Here is a 20,126-nt window from a genome sequence, read left to right on the forward strand (position 1 = left end):
CAGCTGCTGCAGGCAGCCTAAACCCCCTGCGTTGCTACGACCAGTTGACTTTGCCTCGAAAAAGGGGTCACTATCTGCCAGCTCGCGCTGGGGTGTGAAGCGTCTGGAGTGTCAGTCGCCCAGGTGCGTTGGGCCGAACATCTTCAGGAGGGTTTCAACCACGACGACGTTGGGGCCGTCCGCGGCGAAGCTTTCCTTGAGCGCGTCCCCGACGTCGCCCGGGTCCACCCTGCGGGCCGGGACGCCGAAGGCCTCGGCGAGCTTGACGAAGTCCGGGCGGGCGAGCTCGGTGGCCGTGGCCTTGCCGAAGGCGCCCACCATGTATTCGCGCAGGATGCCGTAGCCGCCGTCGTCCACGATTAGCCACGTGACCGGGACGTTGTGCTGCTTGGCGGTGGCGAGCTCGGAGATCGAGTACATGGAGGAGCCATCGCCCGAAACTGCGAGCACGCGGCTGGGTTTGCCGACGGTTTCCAGCCCCACGGCACCGCCGATGGCCGCCGGGAAGCCGTAGCCGAGGCCGCCGGCACCCTGGGCCGAGTGGAACTGGCCTTCTCGGGCGTCCCAGCAGCTCCATCCCCAGTACGCGGAGATCGTCATGTCCCAGAAGGTCTGCATGTCCGCCGGAACGGCTTCGCGGATGTCGGCCATGAACTTCAGTTCCTTGCCGAGGTCCTGCGCTTCAAGGCGGGCCCTGACCTTGGCCAGGGACTCCTTGACGAGGTCCTCGGGGGTGGTACCGTGCCAGTCCGGGCCGGTTCCGCCGGGGTTGCGCACTGCAGACAGTGCCTCATCCAAGGCGGAGTCGAGGGCGGCAAGGGCCTGTCCGGCGTCGGCGCGGATGCCCAGGCCGGGCCGGTTGGACTCGAGGACCCGGGGTTCGGCGTCGATCTGGATGATGCGCCCGCGCGGTTCGAAGGTGAAGTAGTTGGACGTCACCTCGCCCAGGGAGGAACCGATGACGATGAGCACGTCGGCGTCCTCGAGGACATCGGTCATGTGGCGGTCCTCGATCCAGGACTGCAGGGACAGCTCGTGGGTCCACGGGAATGCCCCGTTGCCGCCGGGAGTGCAGATCACCGGGGCACGGAGTTTCTCGGCGATCGACAGGAGCGATTTCTCGGCGCGGCCGCGGCGGGTGCCGCCGCCGGCGATGATCGCCGGACGTTCCGCCGTCGAGAGCCATTTGACGGCTTCGCGGATCAGCTCCACGCGCGGCGGGTTGTCGGCCACCTCGGCGAGGGCGTCCTCCACCGGCGGGACCATGATGGGGTCCAGGAGCACGTTCTGCGGAATTTCGATCCACACCGGGCCCTGGGGCGAGGAAATTGCCTCGGTCCAGGCATCCTGGATGGCCGAGGGAATCCCGGACGCGTGCTGGATGAGGCGCTGGCTCTTGGTGACGTTCGCGGCCGAGGCCTTCTGGTCATCGAGCTGGTGCAGCATGCCCTTCCGGCGCGCCCCCAAACCCTCCAAGGGGATCTGGCTCGCCACGACCACCATCGGCACGCCGGTGGCGTACGCTTCCTGCAGGCCGGCCAAGGACGTCAACGCGCCGGGACCGGTGGACAGGAACAGCACCCCGACCTCGCCCGTGGCACGGGAATACCCGTCCGCTGCGAAAGCCGAGTTGTTCTCCACGCGGGAGGACACGAAGTGCAGATTGCCGCGGCCCATGGCGTCGAACAGGCCCAGGGCATGCTGGCCCGGGATCCCGAACACGGTCTTCGCGCCGAGCGCCTCTAGGGTCTCGACGACGAGGTCCCCGCCGTTGCGCTGGTCCGTCACTTCGTGACCACCGCGGCGAAACCTGCCGGGCGCCGGGATTCCTGGCCAAGGGCCTGGGCAGCGTAGCCGTTCGGGGCGCCGTGGCGGTTGCCTTCGACGGCGTTGTCCGCCATGAGGGTGACGAGTTCGTAGGCAACGTGGCTGGCCGCGACGCCGGTGATTTCAGCGTGGTCGTAGGCCGGGGCGACCTCGACAATGTCTGCGCCCACGAGGTTCATGCCTCGGAAGCCGCGGATGATTTCGAGGAGTTCGCGGCTGGTGATGCCGCCGGCTTCGGGCGTGCCGGTACCCGGGGCGTGGGCCGGATCCAGGACGTCGATGTCCACGGAAATGTACAGCGGGCGGTTGCCGATGCGGTCCCGGATCTTGGCCACGGTTTCCAGGACGCCCTGGTAGTAGACGTCCGCCGAGGTGACGATGCCGAAGCCGAAGCGGTGGTCGTCGTCGAGGTCCTTCTTGCCGTAAAGAGGGCCGCGGGTACCGACGTGGCTGATGGCCTCGGTGTCCAGGATGCCTTCTTCGACGGCACGGCGGAACGGGGTGCCGTGTGTGTACTCGGCACCGAAGTAGGTGTCCCAGGTGTCGAGGTGGGCGTCGAAGTGCAGCATGGCTACGGGCTCGCCGGCGCGTTCGGCAGCGGCGCGGAGCAGCGGCAGGGCGATGGTGTGGTCGCCACCAAGCGTCACGAGCTTGCTTCCGTTTGCGGTCAGATCCAGCGCGTTCTGCTGGATGGTCTCGATCGCCTCGTTGATGTTGAACGGGTTCACAGCCATGTCGCCGGCGTCGGCAACCTGAATGTTCTCAAAGGGGCTGACGTCCCAGGCCGGGTTGTACGGGCGCAGCAAACGGCTGGCTTCACGCACGTGGTTGGCCCCGAAACGGGCGCCGGGCCGGTAGGAAACTCCGGAGTCGAAGGGGACACCGACCACCGTGACATCGGCCTTGGACACCTGGTCAAGTCGGGGCAAGCGGGCGTAGGTGGCAGCACCGGCATAGCGCGGGATTCGGGCCGAATCAATAGGACCAAGGTTGCCGTTGGCCTCAATACGAAGCTCTTCCAAAATGCGCCACTCCTTTGTGAATAGGTGGATCGGACAGTGACTGTGACACCAATCATACACTCAAAGTTGCCTTATATGCATCACTTGTTTACGCCTACAAAAGGCGTGCGAGTCCGCATAACAAGACCGGGCCGGGCTCCCCAGCGCCCGGCCCAGCCTGTCACCTCATGCCCCCTCCCGGGCTATTTGCTCCCGGAGGGCGTCACCTGGAAGTCTCCGAATGACACTTGACGGCCTTGCGCATCCAGCACAACGAGGCTGTCCATGCCGTTTTTCACGTCGTTGGGCAGCACGAAGGAAAGGGTGTTTTGCCGGGTCGGGAAGAACCAACCCAGACGGTAGCTGCGCTTGTTCAAGTAGACGTAGTACCACTGGCCGTACTCCACGTTGTGGACCGTCACGGTCTGTCCGGTGCGGTATTTGTCCGCGCCGAGTCCCAAGTCCAGCGGCGGATTCGTCCCGATCAGCTCCTGGGAAGCCAGGGAGGGGTCCCAGCTTGGCTTTGCAGGCTTGACCTTCAGCGCAACCCCCTGCCTGGCCAACTGAAGGGACGCAATCTTTGCGCCGTTGTTCGCAGTGACCGGGATGGTCGTCGCCGGGAGCTGCTTGGCCGCGATGTCGGCGTCGCTCAGCGTGTAGGTGGAGGTGAGGTTGACCGACTCGCCCACGGCAAGGGTTGGCTTGGACAATCCAACGGCCGCAGCCGAAAGATCCGTCAACGCCACATTGCCGGTGTTGGTCACCGTGTAGTCGAAGGTCACCGTATCGCCGGGTCCGGCAAACCCATCCCCGTCAACGTCATTGAAGCTCGACACCACCGATCCGTTCACCTGGGGATTGCGGACCAGCAGGTCCACCTCGTCACCGGTGACGGTGTAGTTCTGGGTGGCAGACCCACTCCCCGTGACCTGCCAGACGGTGCTGGGAACGAAGAATCCCTGCGCCGCTTCGTCCGCCGTCACCGTGTGCTGCGGCGTGCCGCACAGGTAATTGCCCCACACGCCAAGGGCGCTGAACCGGCAGTTGCCCGAACCCGGCGGCAGGAACGGCTGGAAGTTGCCGGACTGCGGGACAACGGATTCCGTGATGTTGCCCGTGCTGTACACACGGAATTTGTAGGGCACGGTGCTGCCTGCGGCGTACGGGTGGGTTGCCAGGTCCCTGCCGGAGTCATTGCGGGCGCCGAAAATGTAGGCGCCCACCACGTTGCCGGCGAACCCACCCGTGACCGTCACAGACACCGGTGCGGTAATCGATGACCCGCCGACGTTCAACCTGGCGGTCAGCGGTACGGCACCTGCTTTAGCGTACGACGGCGCCGTGACAGTCAGCTGCACAGTAGCCGTGGCGCCCGGAGCGAGGGAGGCGAGCTGCGCCGTCGTCGACGTCCAATCCTGCATGGCGTCGAGGCCGACGGTCGACGCGGGAAGCGGCGAACTGTCATTGTTGGTGACGGTCACGCTGAGCTGGGTGCTGCCACCGTTCGTGACGGTGGCTGCGCCGGGGACAACGACGGCGGCAACCGGGTTCAGCCAGGCCGTGTCGAATTTCCCGAAGGTGATGGTGTTGTTGTCGCCTTCGTACAGGATCCCGAAAGTACCGTCCGACAGTGCGCTCAAGGTGGAGTAGGACATGCTTCCGGGCTTAAAAACGCGCGAAGAGCCCCACGTCTTGCCGTCGTCGGCCGAGTAGCGGATGGTGCCGTCCACCCGTGCGCCGCCGGCTGTTGGGGTGGGCGAGTTGGAGAACAGCAGCTTCTTGGCATCCGCCGATCCCGCAGCCGCGTCCGGATACATCCTCGTGATGGAGCCGTTGTTGCGCGGATCCGGGAGCTGCGTGTCGGCAACCGGCGTGCTGTAGGTGACACCGCCATCGGAGGAGTACGCCACTTTGCGGTAGTGCGGATTGGTGCCGGTGCTGTCCCTTGAGTTCAACATCACTCGGCCGTCGGAGAGTTCCACCGTCTTGTTCTCATCCATGCCTGTTCCGGTAGGCGTACCCATGCTCCACGTCTTGCCGTGGTCATCGGAGTAGACGCTGTAGGCCTGGATCTGGCGGCTCCCGTCGGGCTGGACAATGGTTCCGGCAAACTGCTGGATGAGCCTTCCGGCGTGCGCTCCATACTTGAGCTGAGTGCCCTCGCCGGACGAAGCGAACATGCTGACCACGCCGCCAACATTGGGGACGCCGTTGATGGTGCTGCCATTTGGCTTGACGGTACTGGTGACCAGCGGACCCGCGAACCCGGCGTAGGCCGAACCCGCCGGGTAGCTGGACGGAACGGGCAGGGTGGGCTGATTGACCGGATCCGTGGACCATGTGAGTCCGCGGTCGGTGGAGACGGACACTTGCGAACTGATCACATTGGCGTCGGAATCGTCATTGCCGAGCACGCTGCCCGCGAATCCTTGATTCTTGGAGTAGACGTGGAAGTTGAACACCGTCCCGGTGACTTTGTCGACGACGTAGCTCGGGTCGCTGAACCCGTATTTCTGTACGCCTGCTGAGCCCATCTGTCCCCGCGCGATGAAGGTGGGACTGCCCCACGTCTTTCCGCCGTCGGTGCTTCGCCGCTGGACGATGGAGTTGGCCGAGGGAGAATCGCCCCCGTCGGGACGGCCATCGTAGGAAGCCAGGAGGACGCCGTCGCCCAAATCCGCGAGCGCGACGATCCGGTAGTACTTGCCCAGCACGGGGTCGATGGCGTTGTCACCGTTGGACGCGAGGACCTGCTCGACGTAGTTTCCCGGCGGGCTGGAGGGAACGTTGGGACTCGGGAACGGATCCAACGCGGCATAGGCGGGCAAAACGGTTGACGTCACGAGAACTGCTGCGGCTGCCATGGAGACGGCCAGTCTTCCCTGAGTCCATCGCGGCCGCCTCCTGACCCTGTCACTGAGTAGCGGGTTATTCATGGGTAGCCCTTTCGTATTTGGTCACATCCAACATAGGACGTTCTATATGCTACGTGATGGTGCTCACATACCAAACGCCTTGAATATGTCTTATTGGGAAGTGACCCCCCTCACAGTCGGCGTAAAGATTCCATAAAGACGGGCATCCCCTCCCCTGCCCGCCCGTACGCTCCATCTGGAGCAGCTTCCAGGCTGCGCGAAAGGACCATGTGACAACGCTGACCAGGCCGCCGGCCGAACCCTCCGACCGGCGCAAACCCGCGGGCGAACTCAAACAGGGGCAATTCAAACGCTGGTTGCTCGACGGAATGCCTGAGACGTCGGGGAAGCGCCAAGGTCCACACGGCAAACCGGACGGGGACCACACGCCCCAGGCCTGGTGGAAAGTCATGTGCCTCACGGGCGTCGACTACTTCTCCACCCTCGGCTACCAGCCCGCCATTGCGGCGCTCGCGGCCGGTATCGTTTCGCCGCTGGCCACGATCGTCCTAGTCGCTGTCACCTTGCTCGGCGCCCTGCCGGTCTACCGCCGGGTCGCCGCCGAAAGCGCTCGCGGCGAAGGCTCCATCGCGATGCTCGAGCGGCTCCTCCCCCGCTGGGGCGGCAAACTCTTCGTGCTCGCCCTGCTGGGATTCGCCGCCACGGACTTCATGATCACCATGACTCTCTCCGCCGCCGACGCGAGCGCCCACGCTATCGAAAACCCCTTTGCCCCGGAATGGCTCCACGGGCAGGAAATCACCATCACCCTGGCGCTCATCGCCGGGCTTGGGGTGGTGTTCCTCAGGGGATTCAAGGAGGCCATCAACGTCGCCGTCGTGCTGGTGGGCGTCTATCTGGTGCTGAACGCCGTCGTCGTCGCGGTCGGCCTGGTGCACGTGGTGACCGAAGCACATGTGGTGACCGACTGGTGGGCCGCACTGAACCAGCAGCACGGAAACCCGTTGATCATGGTGGGCATCGCCCTCCTGGTCTTCCCGAAACTTGCCCTAGGCCTCTCAGGATTCGAGACCGGCGTCGCGGTCATGCCACAGATCAAGGGCAGCCCCAGCGACACGGAAGAAAATCCCGCGGGACGCATCCGCGGCACCCACAAACTGCTCACGACGGCGGCCCTCATCATGAGTGCCTTCCTGGTGGCCTCGAGCTTCATCACGACATTCCTCATTCCGGCCGCTGAATTCCAGCCGGGAGGGAAAGCAGACGGACGAGCCCTCGCGTTCCTTGCGCACCAATTCCTGGGCGACGGCTTCGGCACGGTCTATGACATCAGCACCATCGCCATCCTGTGGTTCGCCGGCGCCTCCGCCATGGCGGGCTTGCTGAACCTCGTGCCGCGATACTTGCCGCGCTTCGGCATGGCCCCGGCGTGGACCAAAGCCGTCCGCCCGCTGGTCCTCGTCTTCACCGCCGTTGGTTTCATCATCACGTTGGTCTTCGAGGCGAACGTCGAGGCCCAGGGCGGCGCCTACGCCACCGGCGTCCTGGTCCTCATGACCTCGGCCTCGATCGCCGTCACCCTGTCCGCGCGCCGGAAGAGGCAGAAGGGCAAGACCATCGCTTTCGGTGCGGTGGCAGTCGTCTTCGCTTACACCACTGTGGCCAACGTGGTTGAACGCCCGGACGGCATCAGGATCGCGGGCCTTTTCATCCTCGGCATTGTCCTGGTGAGCTTCGCGTCGCGCGTACGCCGGTCCTTCGAACTGCGGGCTACGCACATCAAAATGGACCAGATGGCACTCGAGTTCACGGCCTCCAACGAGGAAGGCCCCATCCGGATCATCGCGCACGAGCCCAAGCGGCTGAGTGCCGACCGCTACCAGTTGAAGCTGCAGCATGCCCAGCAAGCCAACCACTTGCCGGTAGACAGCCACGCGATCTTCATCGAGATCATCGTGGACGACAGCTCCGATTTCGAGCAGGAACTCCTTGTGGAAGGCAAGGTCCGGCACGGCTTCAAGATCCTGGAGATCCACAGCAACAACGTGCCCAACACGCTCGCCGCGGTGCTCCTCCACATCCGCGACGTCACGGGACTCATGCCGCATATCTATTTCCGCTGGACCGAAGGCAACCCCATCGCCAACCTGAGCAAGTTCCTCTTCTTCGGCGAGGGCGAGATCGCCCCGGTAACCCGCGAAGTGCTCCGCGAAGCCGAACCGGACATCACGCGCAGGCCGTGGGTGCACGTGGGCTGAACATGGCAGTGTTGGTGCCGCTCCCCGCGGAGCGGCACCAACACATTGGATCGGCACCAACACAGTGGATCGGCACCAACACAGTCTTTTCTAGCTGATCGCGGAGGCCCCGCGCTCCCCTGTCCGGACTCGCACCGCCTGGGAAACGTCGATCGTCCAGATCTTGCCGTCCCCAAATTGGCCGGTACTGGCGCCGGAGATGATAGCGTCCACGATTCCGTCCGCCAGCTCGTCGGTGGCCAAGACCTCCACCCGGATCTTGGGAAGGAGATCGGAGTTGTATTCCGCGCCTCGATACACCTCTACGTGGCCCCGTTGTTGGCCATATCCGTTCGCTTGGCTCACGGTCATCCCGTTGACTCCAAAGCGTTCCAGGGCTTCCCGGACCTCGTCGATCCGCTCCGGCCTCACGATGGCCGTCACCAGCTTCACGTCGACGCCTTGCTGCGCATCCGATCTGTTTTCCCGTTAGAGCTGGTTTCTGGTTCACCGCTGGAACTCGACGGGGTTTTGCCGTTCTGTGGTTCGCCGGGATTGAAGGACCCGCCAACCATGGCCAGCTCGTAGGCGGTTTCCGCGTGCTCAGTGATGTCGATGCCCGCCAGTTCTTCGTGCTCCTTGACGCGCATGCCCACTGTCTTGTGGATGGCCAGCCCGATGAGCGTCGTCATGATCGCCGTCCACGCTGTGACCACCAGGGCCGTTAATATTTGGGGCCAGAATTGGCTCAGGCCACCGCCGTAGAAAAGGCCGCCTTCAGTCTTTGCCGAGGGTACGGCGAAGAATCCGAGGGACAGGGTCCCCCACAGGCCGCCGACGAAGTGGACAGCAACAACGTCCAAGGAGTCGTCCAGGCCGATCTTGAACTTCAGCCCGATGGCCAGTGCGCAGACGGCACCCGCGATGACACCGATGACGATCGCGCCGATCGGATCCACGAATCCACACGCCGGGGTGACTGCCACCAAGCCCGCGACGGCGCCGGATGCGGCACCGAGGGACGTCGCGTGGCCGTCGCGGAGCCTTTCGACAAGCAGCCAGCCGAGGAGCGCTGCGCTTGTGGCCAGGAGGGTGTTTGTCCAGGCGAGTGCGGCGATTCCATCAGCGGCCAGTTCCGAACCGGCGTTGAAGCCGAACCACCCGAACCACAGCAGGCCCGCCCCGAGCATCACGAAGGGGAGGTTGTGCGGCCGGATGTTGGGGTCTTTCATGAATCCGAGCCGTTTGCCGAGCACTACGGCGAGCATCAGCCCGGCCATGCCCGCGTTCATGTGGACGACGGTGCCACCGGCAAAGTCGAGGGCTGAGATCTTGCTGCCGATGATCCCGGTGGATCCGAAGAGGCCGCCACCCCAGACCCAGTGGGCAATGGGCGCGTAGACGATGGTGACCCAGAGGCCGGCAAACAGCAGCCACGGGCCAAACCTGACACGTTCGGCCACTGCGCCGCTGATCAGTGCGACCGTGATGATGGCGAAGGTGGCTTGGAATCCTATGAAGACCATGTCCGGCAACCCCGGGGCTTTCCCGCCGATGACGCTGGCTAGCCCGCTGAGTCCGAAGTTCGCGAAGGGATCGCCGATGAAGCCGCCCAGGGTATCCGGGCCGAACGCGAGTCCGTAGCCCCACAGGGCCCAGACCACCGCGACCACGCCAATGGCGCCAAAGCTCATCATCATGATGTTGAGGACGGACTTCATTCTGACAAGGCCGCCATAGAAGAACGCCAAACCCGGCGTCATGAGAAGGACGAGGGCGGAAGCTGCAAGCATCCAGGCTGTTGCGCCGGGATCGAGGGTCTGAGGGTTCACATCGAGCCCTACGCTGAAGAATACTGGGTTCATTTCGGGAGCCTTCCTGCATATACGGCGCTCCATGGCGCCCGCACGGCGAGACCATTTTTAAAACGAACAGGTCCTGGTACCCCACGGGATACCGACCTTGACGAGTTGCCTTGACTCGAAGGTACAGTCGTCCTGTTTCAGCATTCGGCACGGATCATTTCATGCACGTAACACCGCAGGCGCCGGGGTTAAATCCAGAAGTCAGTCATGTTTCAGGCGTGTTACGCCGCGTGTCGACCTTGTACGCCGGGTGTACGGAGTGCCAGCGTCAGCGGCTGGCTGCCGGCACCAGGATCCAGAGCACCTCAACGGGCTCATCCGTCGGGTTGACCCAGGTGTGGGGTTCGCGTCCCGGGAAGGAGAGCGTGTCTCCCTCTTCGAGTTCGTACTCCTCGTTGGTGAGGATCAATTTGATGCGGCCCTTGACGACGTGCAGGACGTCGACGTCGCAATCGACGGCATAAAGCTCGGCTTCGCCCCTGCCGCGGGGCTCGATGGAGGCCTGCAGGATCTGCAGCCGCCGTTCTGATCGGGCGGTCAGGAGCCGTTCAACGATTCCCTGGCCGCCGAGCGAGATCCGCGGCCCATCGTCACGCCGGGTCAGATGGGTCTCCGGTGCGGCGAAAAGGTCCCCGATGGACACCGAAAGAACTTGGCAAAGCGTCACAAGGGAAGCGACCGACGGCGATGTCAGATCACGCTCCACACGGCTCAGGAACCCTTTGGTCAGGCCGGTGGCGTCGGCAACCTGCTCGATGGTGAGCCGCTGCGATTGGCGGGCGGCACGGATTCTGGAACCGATGGCAACGGGTACGTTGCTCGGTTCAACGGGGAGAGCCTTCATTCACGAACCTTTCAGGCCGTTTTTGCGGCCCTGTCATTGCAGCAATAGTAGCCGGATCGCCCCCGCGGCAGGGCCTTTGGCTAGCTGGAGGGCCGACAATGAGTCCTCTGCGCAAGGCAGCGTCTTGACCGTTACTCGCATCACTACGTATCCTCATAGGCAACAAGTGTTGTTTGTGAGGCATACATCACAGACTACTCTCCCCAATCACCAGCGCAGAGACCTTCCGCAACCCGCAACAAGACCCCCAGCGGACCGTCGTCGGAATCCCCAAGAACTCTGCGCATCACTTTCAGGAGCCAACCGTGGACTCTTCGTTCATCAATATTGCGATCGTGGTGGTGTATTTGCTCGCCATGCTGGCCTTCGGCTGGTGGGGCAAGTCGCGCACCAAGAACAACAGCGACTTCCTGGTGGCAGGACGCCGCCTTGGTCCGATGCTCTACACCGGCACCATGGCCGCCGTCGTCCTCGGCGGTGCATCGACGGTTGGCGGCGTCGGCCTCGGCTATAAGTTCGGCATCTCCGGCATGTGGCTGGTAGTCGCCATCGGTTCGGGCGTCCTCCTCCTGAGCCTGCTTTTTGCCGGCACCATCCAGAGGCTGAAGATCTACACGGTCTCCCAGATGCTGAGCCTGCGTTACGGCCAGCGCGCCACGCAGACCTCCGGCATCGTCATGCTCGCCTACACCCTCATGCTGTGTGCCACGTCCACTGGCGCCTACGCCACCATCTTCGTTGTCCTCTTCGGCTGGGAGCGCTGGCTTGCCATCGCCGTCGGCGGCGCCATCGTCCTGGTCTACTCCACGATCGGCGGCATGTGGTCCATCACCCTTGCCGACCAGGTGCAGTTCATCATCAAGACAGTGGGCATCTTCTTCCTCATGCTCCCGTTCGTCCTCAACGCCGCCGGCGGCTTCGACGGCATCCGTGCCCGCGTTGACGCCAGCTTCTTCCAGTTGGACGGCATCGGAGCGCAGACCATCATCACGTACTTCGTGGTTTACACCCTGGGCCTGCTGATCGGCCAGGACATCTGGCAGCGCGTCTTCACGGCCAAGACCCCCAAGGTGGCCCGTTGGGGCGGCGCCACTGCCGGCATCTACTGCGTCCTGTATGGCGTCGCGGGCGCTTTGATCGGCCTTGCCGCCCGTGTGGCCCTGCCCAACATCGACGTCAAGGCCCTCGGCAAGGACGTTGTCTACGCCGAGGTTGCCACCCACATCCTGCCGATCGGGATCGGCGGCCTCGTCATGGCCGCAGCAGTCGCGGCCATGATGTCCACCGCTTCCGGAGCCCTCATCGCCGCAGCCACCGTTGCCCGCGCCGACGTGGTCCCGTTCGTGGCCAGCTGGTTCGGCAAGACGATCAACACCAACGACACCGAGAACCCCGAGCACGACGTCAAGGCCAACCGCTACTGGGTCCTGGGACTGGGCATCGTGGCCGTACTGATCTCCATGGCGGCGCAAGACGTCGTGGTGGCCCTGACCATCGCCTACGACATCCTGGTGGGTGGCTTGCTGGTTGCCATCCTGGGCGGCTTGGTCTGGAAGCGCGGCACCGGTATCGCCGCAGCGTGGTCCATGGCAGTGGGATCGGTCCTGACCTTGGCCCTGCTGATCGCCTACGCCACAGGGATCATTCCCAGCGAAGACGGCGTCTACGCCAACGATCCCATCTACTGGGGCCTCGGCGCTTCGCTGGTCATCTACATCGTGGTTTCCCTCTTGACGCGGCCCACCTCCCCCGAGGTCCGGGCAGCCTGGGACCGTCGCGTTGCCGGAGCGGTCGCCGAGGAACTCCCCTTGGAGGTCCACCCGGTGGCCAGCCACTAAGCTTCACCAAGTAAAGGACGACGGCGGCGCCGCACCTTCTCCTCGAGGGTGCGGCGCTGCGCCTGCATGTACAGTAGGAACAGCTTCAAGAGATGTGGCGCCAAGCTCCGACTTGCCACACGCCAACCCCATGTTCACGGGTGGTTCGGATGAAGAAGCGGCCCGGCTCGGACCAGAGACAACCGAACGGGCAAGAGCAACTCCCAGGAGAAGGCCATGCCTTTCGAAAACGGCGCCAATGCCACAGCCGACCGCACCACCCAGTCCGGCACCCTATTGTTGCCCCGCCCCCGGCGGGTGGACGAGTTCGTCCGGGTGATTCCCGGCGTCGACCTCTCCCAAGGCTCCATCACGTTCGTGGTGGACGGAAACCTCGAACGCTATTGGCATCATGAGCCTCGGCTCATCACCGAAGCGCTCTCAAAAGCCGTCCAGCCCGCCCGCTGGTTCCCCGCGACACGGAAACTCACCCTGACGGTGGCCGCAACCGGGCACCGGGCAGGCGTGCAGAGGCACTTCATCCTGAGCGCGTTTTAGCAAGTCGGGTTTAGCAAGTCGGGTTTAGCAAGTCGGGTTTAGCAAGTCGGGTTCAGCGAGCCGGGCCTATTCGATCTCTTCAGCCTCACGGTGTTCGTCGGCATCGAGCGCAACCGGCCGCTCGTCCTCGTCAAGAACCTCGGATTGGTCCTCCCAGTCCTCGTCCACCGCCAGGTCCTCGTTGTAGTCGTAGGCGGGATCGGCCTCGACCGTGGGACGGTCGGGGTGGCGAGCGTGGGTCTCGGTGCTGTCCATGGTGCAACCTCCGTTCGACGTGCCGCTGAGCCCATCGCACAGGCATATGAGGCAGCCGGTCCAACGCTACCCCGCCAGTTCGTGGACCCTGTCCATCCATCCCAGCACTGCCCCCTGCTTCGGTCAAGGCCTCCCTGGAGCCTCCCGTTTTTGAGGCGCGCCTAAAACGTCCAGTGAGGATTACCGGCCGAAAAACCACGGAAATTGGCGATAAAGTGGAGCTGCAATGAGGCGATGAAGCCCGCCCCAGCAACCCAGGAGTCCCGGTGCAACCGCACACAGAACCCTCGCATTCAGACAATCCTTCGGACTCAAGCAGTCCATCGCAAGACGCAGCAGCCACCAAGACTCCCCCGTCGTCGTCGGACATCAAGCGCTGGCGGCAGTACCTGGCGGACGAGCGGGCCGAGGCCGCCGTATACCGCCAATTGGCGCAGCGCCGCGACGGCGAGGAACGCGAAATCCTTTTGGCCCTCGCAGAAGCCGAGGGCCGCCATGAGGCACACTGGCTCAGGCTCCTCGGCGAACATGCCGGCATGCCGAAGGCGGCCTCGGTCCGGAGCCAAATGCTCGGCTTCCTGGCCCGGAACTTTGGATCTGTATTCGTGTTGGCCCTCGCCCAACGGGCTGAAGGCCGCTCGCCCTACGCGAAGGATCCGGCAGCGACCCGCGCCATGGCGGCCGACGAACAGATCCACGAAGAAGTAGTCCGCGGCCTGGCGACGCGCGGCCGCAACAGGTTGTCCGGCACCTTCCGCGCGGCCGTATTCGGCGCCAACGATGGCCTGGTCAGCAACCTTTCCCTCGTGATGGGCATGGCTGCCACCGGCGTTCCCGCCACCGTGGTCCTGTTCAGCGGCATCGCCGGCCTGCTGGCGGGCGCGCTCTCCATGGGTGCCGGCGAGTATGTCTCGGTCCGCTCCCAGCTCGAGCTCCTCAATGCCACGCGCCCCACCCAGGCCACGCTGACCGCGGCACCGGCCCTGGACATCGAGCACAATGAGCTGGTCCTCGTATATCTGGCCCGGGGCATGTCCCGCGAAGCCGCCGAACACCGGGCCGCGGAGCGCATGGGCCTCTACACCTGCGATTGCGATCCCAGCCTCTCGCTCCACCCCGAAGTCGAAGAAACCGTCAATGAGCACGAGGCCGTGGGCTCCGCCTGGGGCGCCGCGATCTCGAGCTTCTGCTTCTTCGCCTCGGGAGCCATCGTGCCCATCCTGCCGTTCATCTTCGGCATGACGGGCTTCGCGGCGCTTGCTGTGGCCGGTACGCTGGTGGGCATCGCGCTTCTGTCGACTGGCGCCGTCGTCGGCTTGTTGTCCGGAACCTCGCCGCTGACCCGCGGCCTCCGGCAACTCGCCATCGGGCTCGGTGCGGCCGCGGCCACGTATGGGCTGGGACTCGTCTTCGGCGCTGTCATCGGTTAGAAGCGCCGGCGCAACGAGGTGCCGGTGCAAGGACTTGGGGGAAGACTTGTATTCAAACTACGGGTACGACGGCGGCCCGCCGCCCAAGCGCGCCAGTACCGTCCTGGCCCTGTTCCGAAACCTGATGGTGGTGGCGGCCGTCGCTGCCGTAGCCGTGCTTGTCAGTGGATTCCTCCGGGGCGACCCCGGCATCACCGGCTTGCTTCCGAACCTGGCTCCTTCCGCCCATGCCACGGCAAGCAGCCCCGGGCAGGACCCGGCTTCCGGGCAAGGGCCGCAAAAGGCCGCCCGTGCGCCGGATACCCCGCCGCCTGGCCTGGAAGAAGCCGGGCACCCGCTCGGCTCCCCAGCCAAGCCTGCCGTGGCCAGCAACTCCTACAAGTTCCTGGCCACCAACGCCGACGGCACGCCGGTGGGCTACTCTCCGTGCCGGCCATTGCACTACGTGGTCAACGCCGCCCTCGCCCCGGCCGGATCCGAAGGGCTCATCGCCGACGCCATCGCCAAGATCGCCGCCGCCACAGGCCTCAAATTCGTTGACGACGGCACCACCAAGGAAAACCCCTCCGAGAAGCGCAAGCCATACCAGCCCGCGCTCTACGGAGATCGTTGGGCACCCCTCCTGATTTCCTGGACCACTCCCGAAGCGGCTCCGGCGTTGACCGGATCCGTCATCGGCACCGGCGGCAGCACCATGTACAGCTTCGGCACCGGACCCAAGAGCTACGTCTCGGGAAGCCTGGACCTGGACGCCCCGCAAATCACGGAGCTGCTGGGCGTCTCCGGCGGCGCCCATTACGTCTCCGCGGTGATTCAACACGAACTTGGCCACGTGGTGGGCCTTGACCACGTAGAAGATCCAATCCAGCTCATGTACCCGGAGATCGGTGCCCCCGATGGTTTGGCGGCCGGAGACCTGAACGGACTCTTCAAACTCCACACCGCCCCGTGCCGGAGCGATCTGTAGCGCGGTTCAGCTCCTCCCCCAGCTCTGGCCCACGCTTAAACTCTGGCCCACGCTTAACCCCGCCCGCCCACCACTGGACATGCCCACCGTTCAGCCTAAGCAGTGGACATATGAGCACTATGTCCACTGCTCCTGGCCAAGGCTGGGCATGCTCAACGGGCTATGAGTGCTATGTCCACTGCTCCTGGCAAGGGCTGGGCATGCTCAACGGGCTTATGAGTACTATGTCCACTACTCCAGGCCAAGGCTGGGCATGCTCAAGGGGAATGCGCGTGGATTGGTGGACATGTCCCTACCTTGGAGTGGTTTCCAGCAGCCGGGCGGGCTTGAAACTGGCTCCTGCGCCTGGGTAGGACGGGACCTCGATCCGGGCGTGGCTGTGGATCTCGTTGACGGTGGCCTTGGTGTGTTCGGCGATCCCTTCCAAGGTGGTCACCCACATTCCATCCATTGCTTTGACGCGTTCGATCAGCTGCTCCAAGGCAACGGCCTTGGATGGACGGCCGGAGATGAACGGGTGGTTGGTCAAGACGAAGCAACTGCCTTGGGCGTAATGGGCCTCGGCTTCCAAGGTCCACATCTCCAAGACCTTGGAAGGACTCTCGATGACACCGCTTCCTGTTACTCCCGGGTAAAACGCGTATTGCTCCCAATCGTCCAGGGCCCAATCCACCGGGATCTCCACAATGTCCCGTGAATCGCCGTCCCGTGAATCGATGTCCCGTGAATCGCCCGGGGCAACCGCCATGCGGTAGGGGGCATCGCCGTCGAGCAGGCTTGAATCGTAGAGAAAACCACGGTCCGCGAGCAGCGCCGGCGAATGCCAGTTCAGCTCCCACCACGGTGCCCTGTAGCCGACCGGCCTGACCCCGGCTACCTTTGCGAGGGCTTCGAGCCCGCGGTCCAGGTAGCTGGCCTCGGTGGCGGCGTCGATTCCCTGCATGGGTTCGTGCAGGTAGCCGTGGTGGGCGACTTCATGGCCCCCGTCGACGATCCGCCGCACCACGTCCGGGTAGCTTTCCGCCGTGAACCCAGGGATAAAGAAGGTCCCCTGGATCTCTTGGCGCTCGAGGATCTTCAGGAGGCGCGGCACAGCGACCCTCGGGCCGTACGACTGGTGGCTCATGAGGGACATGCGCCGGGTGCTCGTGGGATCGTGCGCGATCGTGCACGATTCGGCGTCGACGTCGAACGTGAAGGATGCCGCAGCCTTGAAATGTTCCGGCCACGTGATCGGGTGTGCCTCGTCGGGAAAAGCGTTGGTGGTCATCGGGGTTCCTCTCAGTCGTTGACCAGATTGGCGACGGCGTCTCCCGCAAGGGGTTGCGCCGACCCATCGGCGGAAGGCACTGCATCGGCGGAAGGCACTGCGACGGCGGAAGGCAGCGGAAGGTATCGGGCATGAACCCGCGGGCCAAGCGCGCCGTATACTGCTGCGGCAACAAGTCCGCCTGCCAGCCAGGACAAGTCGATTCCGCCCATGGCCGTGGCGATGGGGCCTTGCATGATCGGCAGGACGCCGTACATGAACAGCCACGTGGCAAAGATGCCCACCAAGAGCGCGGTGATCCCGGCCCAGTTGAATGCCGGGAGCCGACGGGTGCCCACGGGGTCGAAGAGCCGGTCCACTGCCACGGGGCTACGCTTGTCCACCCAGAAGTAGTGCACCAGCATGATGCCGCCCCACGCGGCTACCCACGCCACGAGCCCGCCGAGCCAAGTGCTCAGGGTTGAGGCGAAGTCCGACTGCAGGATGAAGAACACGACGCCGACGAGTGCCAGGATCCCGACGAACAGGTTCAAGGAACGGCGCTTGGCCTTGATGTCCAACGCCTGGGCAGCCACCGAGAAGGTGTAGATGTTCAAGATGTTCGTCGCGATGGGACCGTGCAGGACCAGGAAGAGCACCGGGATCGCAAGGACGCCGAAGTTGTCGACGATGAGGTGGCCAGGGTCGGCCGTGCCGCTCTTCGTTGCCAGGCTGGCGCCGAGGATGCCGAGCCACACCACCGGGAGGAACTGGCCGAAAACCGAGGCGAGGTAAACCTTATGCTTCGGGACGGACTTGCTGACGAAGCGTGAATAGTCCGCCGCGTAGGTGAACCAGGTGATCCCCCAGCCGATCCCGATGACCGTCATCACGGTGGTCATGGCCGCGATTCGTGCGCCGCCTTCAAGGACAGCACCGGGAGGGCCCGCGTAGCCCCAATCGATGTTCATGCCGAACCAAGCTACGGCGGACATGGCGATCAGCACCACGATGGTGGGAGGGACGGTCCACTTCTCGAAAGCCGCGATCGCCTTGTAGCCGAACCAGGCGATGGTGACCTGGGCGGACATGATCAGTAAGGCCACCAGGATCTTGGGGCCAACGTTGGGTTGCTCCGGATCGACCATGCCGAGCTTGCCGAGGAGTGCCATCACCAGGTCCAGGATGATCCAGGTGTTGACGGCGCACCAACCGATTCCGAGGAGTGCCTGGATGGCGCTCGGGAGATAGTTGCCGCGGCGGCCGAAGACGGCCCGGGCCAGGACCATGCCTGTGGCACCGGTTCGTTGCCCCAGGAGGACAAACAGGCCAAAGAGTGCCATGCCGATCAGGTTTCCCACCACCAGGACGGTGACGGTATCGGCAAAGCCCAGTCCAAGCTGGACGCCGAGGGCACCGAGGACCCAGTTGATGGGGGCGAGGTTTGCGCCTGCCCAGATCCAGAATTGGCCCGCTACGCTGCGGGTACGCGCTGATTCGGGAATGGACTGCAGGTTCTGTTCGACGTCGGTCTGCGCCGTTGCAGCCCCAGGCGTCGCAGTGGATAAGTTCTCGTGCATTGGGGGATCCTCCGTGTAGGAAAGGGACTCCTTCAATGTATGTGCCCCAGATCACAGCAACAAGATACGATATGTATGATAGATCCCCGAAATTAGTTACGGAGTGTCATGTCCCTGCTTCTTGCCGACGCTTTCGAACACGAAAGCCTGAAGGCCGCTGAACCAGTCCTGCGGACGGATGTGCCCGAGGCCCTCTCGCGGCAGCTCCGCTGGGTCCATTCGAGCGAAGTGCTGGACATCGCTCCGCTGCTGCGGGGCGGAGAACTGCTTCTGAGCGGCGGGCAGGCTCTCGCCACTGCTTCGGACGAGCGGCGCGTGGACTACGTCCGCCAACTCGCGGCCCGCGGCATCACCGCTTTGGCCATCGAAACAGGCCCCGAGCTCCCTGCAATACCGGAGTCCATGCTCGACGCCGGCCAGGACGCCGGGCTGCCTATCATCGAGCTGTGCAAAGTGGCACCCTTCGTCGGCATCATGCAAGCCATCAACTCGCTGCTGGTCAGCGAATCGGTGGCGCAATTGCAGTTCGGCGACGAAACGAGCCATGCCATGGCGGCGGAACTCGCACACGGAGGCGGACTGGATCAGCTCCTCGCCGTGCTGGCCACTCGGACGGGTGCCGGCGCGAGGCTCGTCTCGCCGTCGGGCCTCACCTTGGGAAGCGCGACGGCCGCTGCCCGGCCCGGTCCGAGCAATGTCACCACAGTCGATGTGCCCGTCCGCGGCGTCCTGGCGGCCCGTCTGGAGTTGGAAGTGCCCGACGACGGCGACGCCAACCTTGCGCGGGTGGCCGGCGAGCGGTGCGTCGATATCCTCGGCTTGGCATTGCTGCAACGCATGCCACCCGGGCTCAAGGAACTGGCCGGCATCGAGCTCATGCGGGCCATCAGTTCGGGCACCCAGTCATGGCGACTCCAGCAATTGGGACCCGCCTCAGGATTCCCGGCCAGCGGTCCGGTGGCCGCCGTCGTGGTGCGTTCCTCAGCGGCGGGACAGCTCCGGACGCAACTCGACGGCATCCTGGGCCACGCGGTTCCGCAAAGTGCGAGTTATGCGGACAATGCCGAATTGATCGCCTTGGCCGCGCTCCCCCACACGACGGCAGTGGCTTCGCGCATCGCGCTCATCCAAACACTTGGGGCCTTGGAGGTCCCCGACGGATCGGTCATGGCCGTGGGTCCGCTGGCGCTGGGAATCGGCGAGGCGCCCTGGTCGCTGGCAGAGGCGCGCCGGACGCTTGAGCTTATCCCTGGTGCGGGAAGCGGCTCGGGTGTGGGGCCGGGAGGCGGGAACCGTGTGGTGGATGCCGAGGACTTCGCCGTCGAGCGCCTGGCGCAGGGAAGCCTCGACGCGGCCACCCGCGAGGCATTCGTACGGCGGCAGCTCGGCGCCGTCGTCGAGCATGACGAGCAGCGGCGCTCGGAGCTAATGCGGACCTTGGCGGTATGGCTGGATACCGGGTGCAATACTGCGCAAGCGGCACGGGAACTGCACCTGGAAAGGCAGTCGATGCACCACCGGCTCCAGCGGATTTTCGAGCTGTGCGGCGGGGATCCCCGGGGAACGGGCCGGCTGGTCGCCCTTCACTTAGCGACCCGCCTGGCCCGGCTCTAGGCGGGA

Annotated in this window: 15 protein-coding genes and 1 riboswitch; of the genes, 6 read left to right on the forward strand and 9 right to left on the reverse strand. The window is 64.5% G+C overall.

Annotated elements, in window-relative coordinates; genetic code table 11:
* Positions 1 to 111 precede the first annotated feature (111 nt).
* The 3 genes from QRN59_RS15730 to QRN59_RS15740 all read right to left on the reverse strand — a co-directional run bounded on the left by QRN59_RS15730 (position 112) and on the right by QRN59_RS15740 (position 5,692).
* Positions 112 to 1,788: a thiamine pyrophosphate-binding protein gene (locus QRN59_RS15730; protein WP_284983431.1), complete on the reverse strand. Its 1,677-nt coding sequence runs from the start codon at positions 1,786 to 1,788 to the stop codon at positions 112 to 114.
* Positions 1,785 to 2,849, reverse strand: coding sequence for an agmatinase (gene speB, locus QRN59_RS15735; protein WP_284983432.1), 1,065 nt, complete (start codon positions 2,847 to 2,849; stop codon positions 1,785 to 1,787). The genes QRN59_RS15730 and speB overlap by 4 nt, the downstream gene beginning before the upstream one ends.
* A gap of 182 nt (positions 2,850 to 3,031) precedes the next feature.
* Positions 3,032 to 5,692 carry an exo-alpha-sialidase gene (locus QRN59_RS15740; RefSeq protein WP_284983433.1) on the reverse strand — a complete coding sequence of 887 codons (2,661 nt, stop codon included), beginning with the start codon at positions 5,690 to 5,692 and terminating at the stop codon, positions 3,032 to 3,034.
* Between the two features lie 281 nt (positions 5,693 to 5,973).
* Between QRN59_RS15740 and QRN59_RS15745 the strand changes: the two genes are divergently transcribed.
* Positions 5,974 to 7,962, forward strand: coding sequence for an APC family permease (locus QRN59_RS15745; RefSeq protein WP_284983434.1), 1,989 nt, complete (start codon positions 5,974 to 5,976; stop codon positions 7,960 to 7,962).
* Between the two features lie 90 nt (positions 7,963 to 8,052).
* Here QRN59_RS15745 and QRN59_RS15750 read toward each other — a convergent pair whose 3' ends face one another.
* The 3 genes from QRN59_RS15750 to QRN59_RS15760 all read right to left on the reverse strand — a co-directional run bounded on the left by QRN59_RS15750 (position 8,053) and on the right by QRN59_RS15760 (position 10,650).
* Positions 8,053 to 8,394, reverse strand: a complete 342-nt coding sequence (locus QRN59_RS15750) for a P-II family nitrogen regulator (RefSeq protein WP_284983435.1) — start codon at positions 8,392 to 8,394, stop codon at positions 8,053 to 8,055.
* Positions 8,391 to 9,806: an ammonium transporter gene (locus tag QRN59_RS15755; RefSeq protein ID WP_284983436.1), complete on the reverse strand. Its 1,416-nt coding sequence runs from the start codon at positions 9,804 to 9,806 to the stop codon at positions 8,391 to 8,393. Before QRN59_RS15755 ends, QRN59_RS15750 begins: the two co-directional genes overlap by 4 nt.
* A 268-nt stretch (positions 9,807 to 10,074) precedes the next feature.
* Positions 10,075 to 10,650 (reverse strand): helix-turn-helix domain-containing protein, encoded by a 576-nt coding sequence (locus QRN59_RS15760; protein ID WP_059388136.1) that lies wholly within the window; start codon positions 10,648 to 10,650, stop codon positions 10,075 to 10,077.
* A gap of 305 nt (positions 10,651 to 10,955) precedes the next feature.
* Here QRN59_RS15760 and QRN59_RS15765 point away from each other — a divergent pair, with 305 nt between their 5' ends.
* A complete protein-coding gene (locus QRN59_RS15765; RefSeq protein WP_284983437.1) occupies positions 10,956 to 12,488 on the forward strand; it encodes a sodium:solute symporter family protein in 1,533 nt (510 codons plus the stop codon).
* A gap of 83 nt (positions 12,489 to 12,571) precedes the next feature.
* Positions 12,572 to 12,691, forward strand: a riboswitch (SAM riboswitch).
* Between the two features lie 13 nt (positions 12,692 to 12,704).
* Complete coding sequence (locus QRN59_RS15770; RefSeq protein ID WP_284983438.1) at positions 12,705 to 13,025, forward strand: hypothetical protein; 321 nt, start codon at positions 12,705 to 12,707, stop codon at positions 13,023 to 13,025.
* Positions 13,026 to 13,091: 66 nt separating this feature from the next.
* On the opposite strand, the gene QRN59_RS15775 is transcribed toward QRN59_RS15770, so the two are convergent.
* Positions 13,092 to 13,280: a hypothetical protein gene (locus QRN59_RS15775; RefSeq protein ID WP_284983439.1), complete on the reverse strand. Its 189-nt coding sequence runs from the start codon at positions 13,278 to 13,280 to the stop codon at positions 13,092 to 13,094.
* Between the two features lie 266 nt (positions 13,281 to 13,546).
* On the opposite strand from QRN59_RS15775, the gene QRN59_RS15780 reads away from it, so the two are divergent.
* Complete coding sequence (locus QRN59_RS15780; protein ID WP_284983440.1) at positions 13,547 to 14,710, forward strand: VIT1/CCC1 transporter family protein; 1,164 nt, start codon at positions 13,547 to 13,549, stop codon at positions 14,708 to 14,710.
* A 46-nt stretch (positions 14,711 to 14,756) separates the two neighbouring features.
* The gene (locus tag QRN59_RS15785) at positions 14,757 to 15,677 is read left to right on the forward strand and encodes a matrixin family metalloprotease (RefSeq protein ID WP_502871065.1); all 921 of its coding nucleotides are present in this window, start codon (positions 14,757 to 14,759) and stop codon (positions 15,675 to 15,677) included.
* Positions 15,678 to 15,969: 292 nt separating this feature from the next.
* On the opposite strand, the gene QRN59_RS15790 is transcribed toward QRN59_RS15785, so the two are convergent.
* Positions 15,970 to 16,947, reverse strand: a complete 978-nt coding sequence (locus QRN59_RS15790; RefSeq protein ID WP_284983441.1) for a polysaccharide deacetylase family protein — start codon at positions 16,945 to 16,947, stop codon at positions 15,970 to 15,972.
* An 11-nt stretch (positions 16,948 to 16,958) separates the two neighbouring features.
* Positions 16,959 to 18,506 carry a purine-cytosine permease family protein gene (locus QRN59_RS15795; protein ID WP_284983442.1) on the reverse strand — a complete coding sequence of 516 codons (1,548 nt, stop codon included), beginning with the start codon at positions 18,504 to 18,506 and terminating at the stop codon, positions 16,959 to 16,961.
* Between the two features lie 108 nt (positions 18,507 to 18,614).
* On the opposite strand from QRN59_RS15795, the gene QRN59_RS15800 reads away from it, so the two are divergent.
* Complete coding sequence (locus QRN59_RS15800) at positions 18,615 to 20,120, forward strand: PucR family transcriptional regulator (RefSeq protein ID WP_284983443.1); 1,506 nt, start codon at positions 18,615 to 18,617, stop codon at positions 20,118 to 20,120.
* Positions 20,121 to 20,126 lie beyond the last annotated feature (6 nt).

It is taken from the genome of Arthrobacter sp. efr-133-TYG-118, assembly GCF_030209755.1.
Taxonomy (GTDB): Bacteria; Actinomycetota; Actinomycetes; order Actinomycetales; family Micrococcaceae; genus Arthrobacter.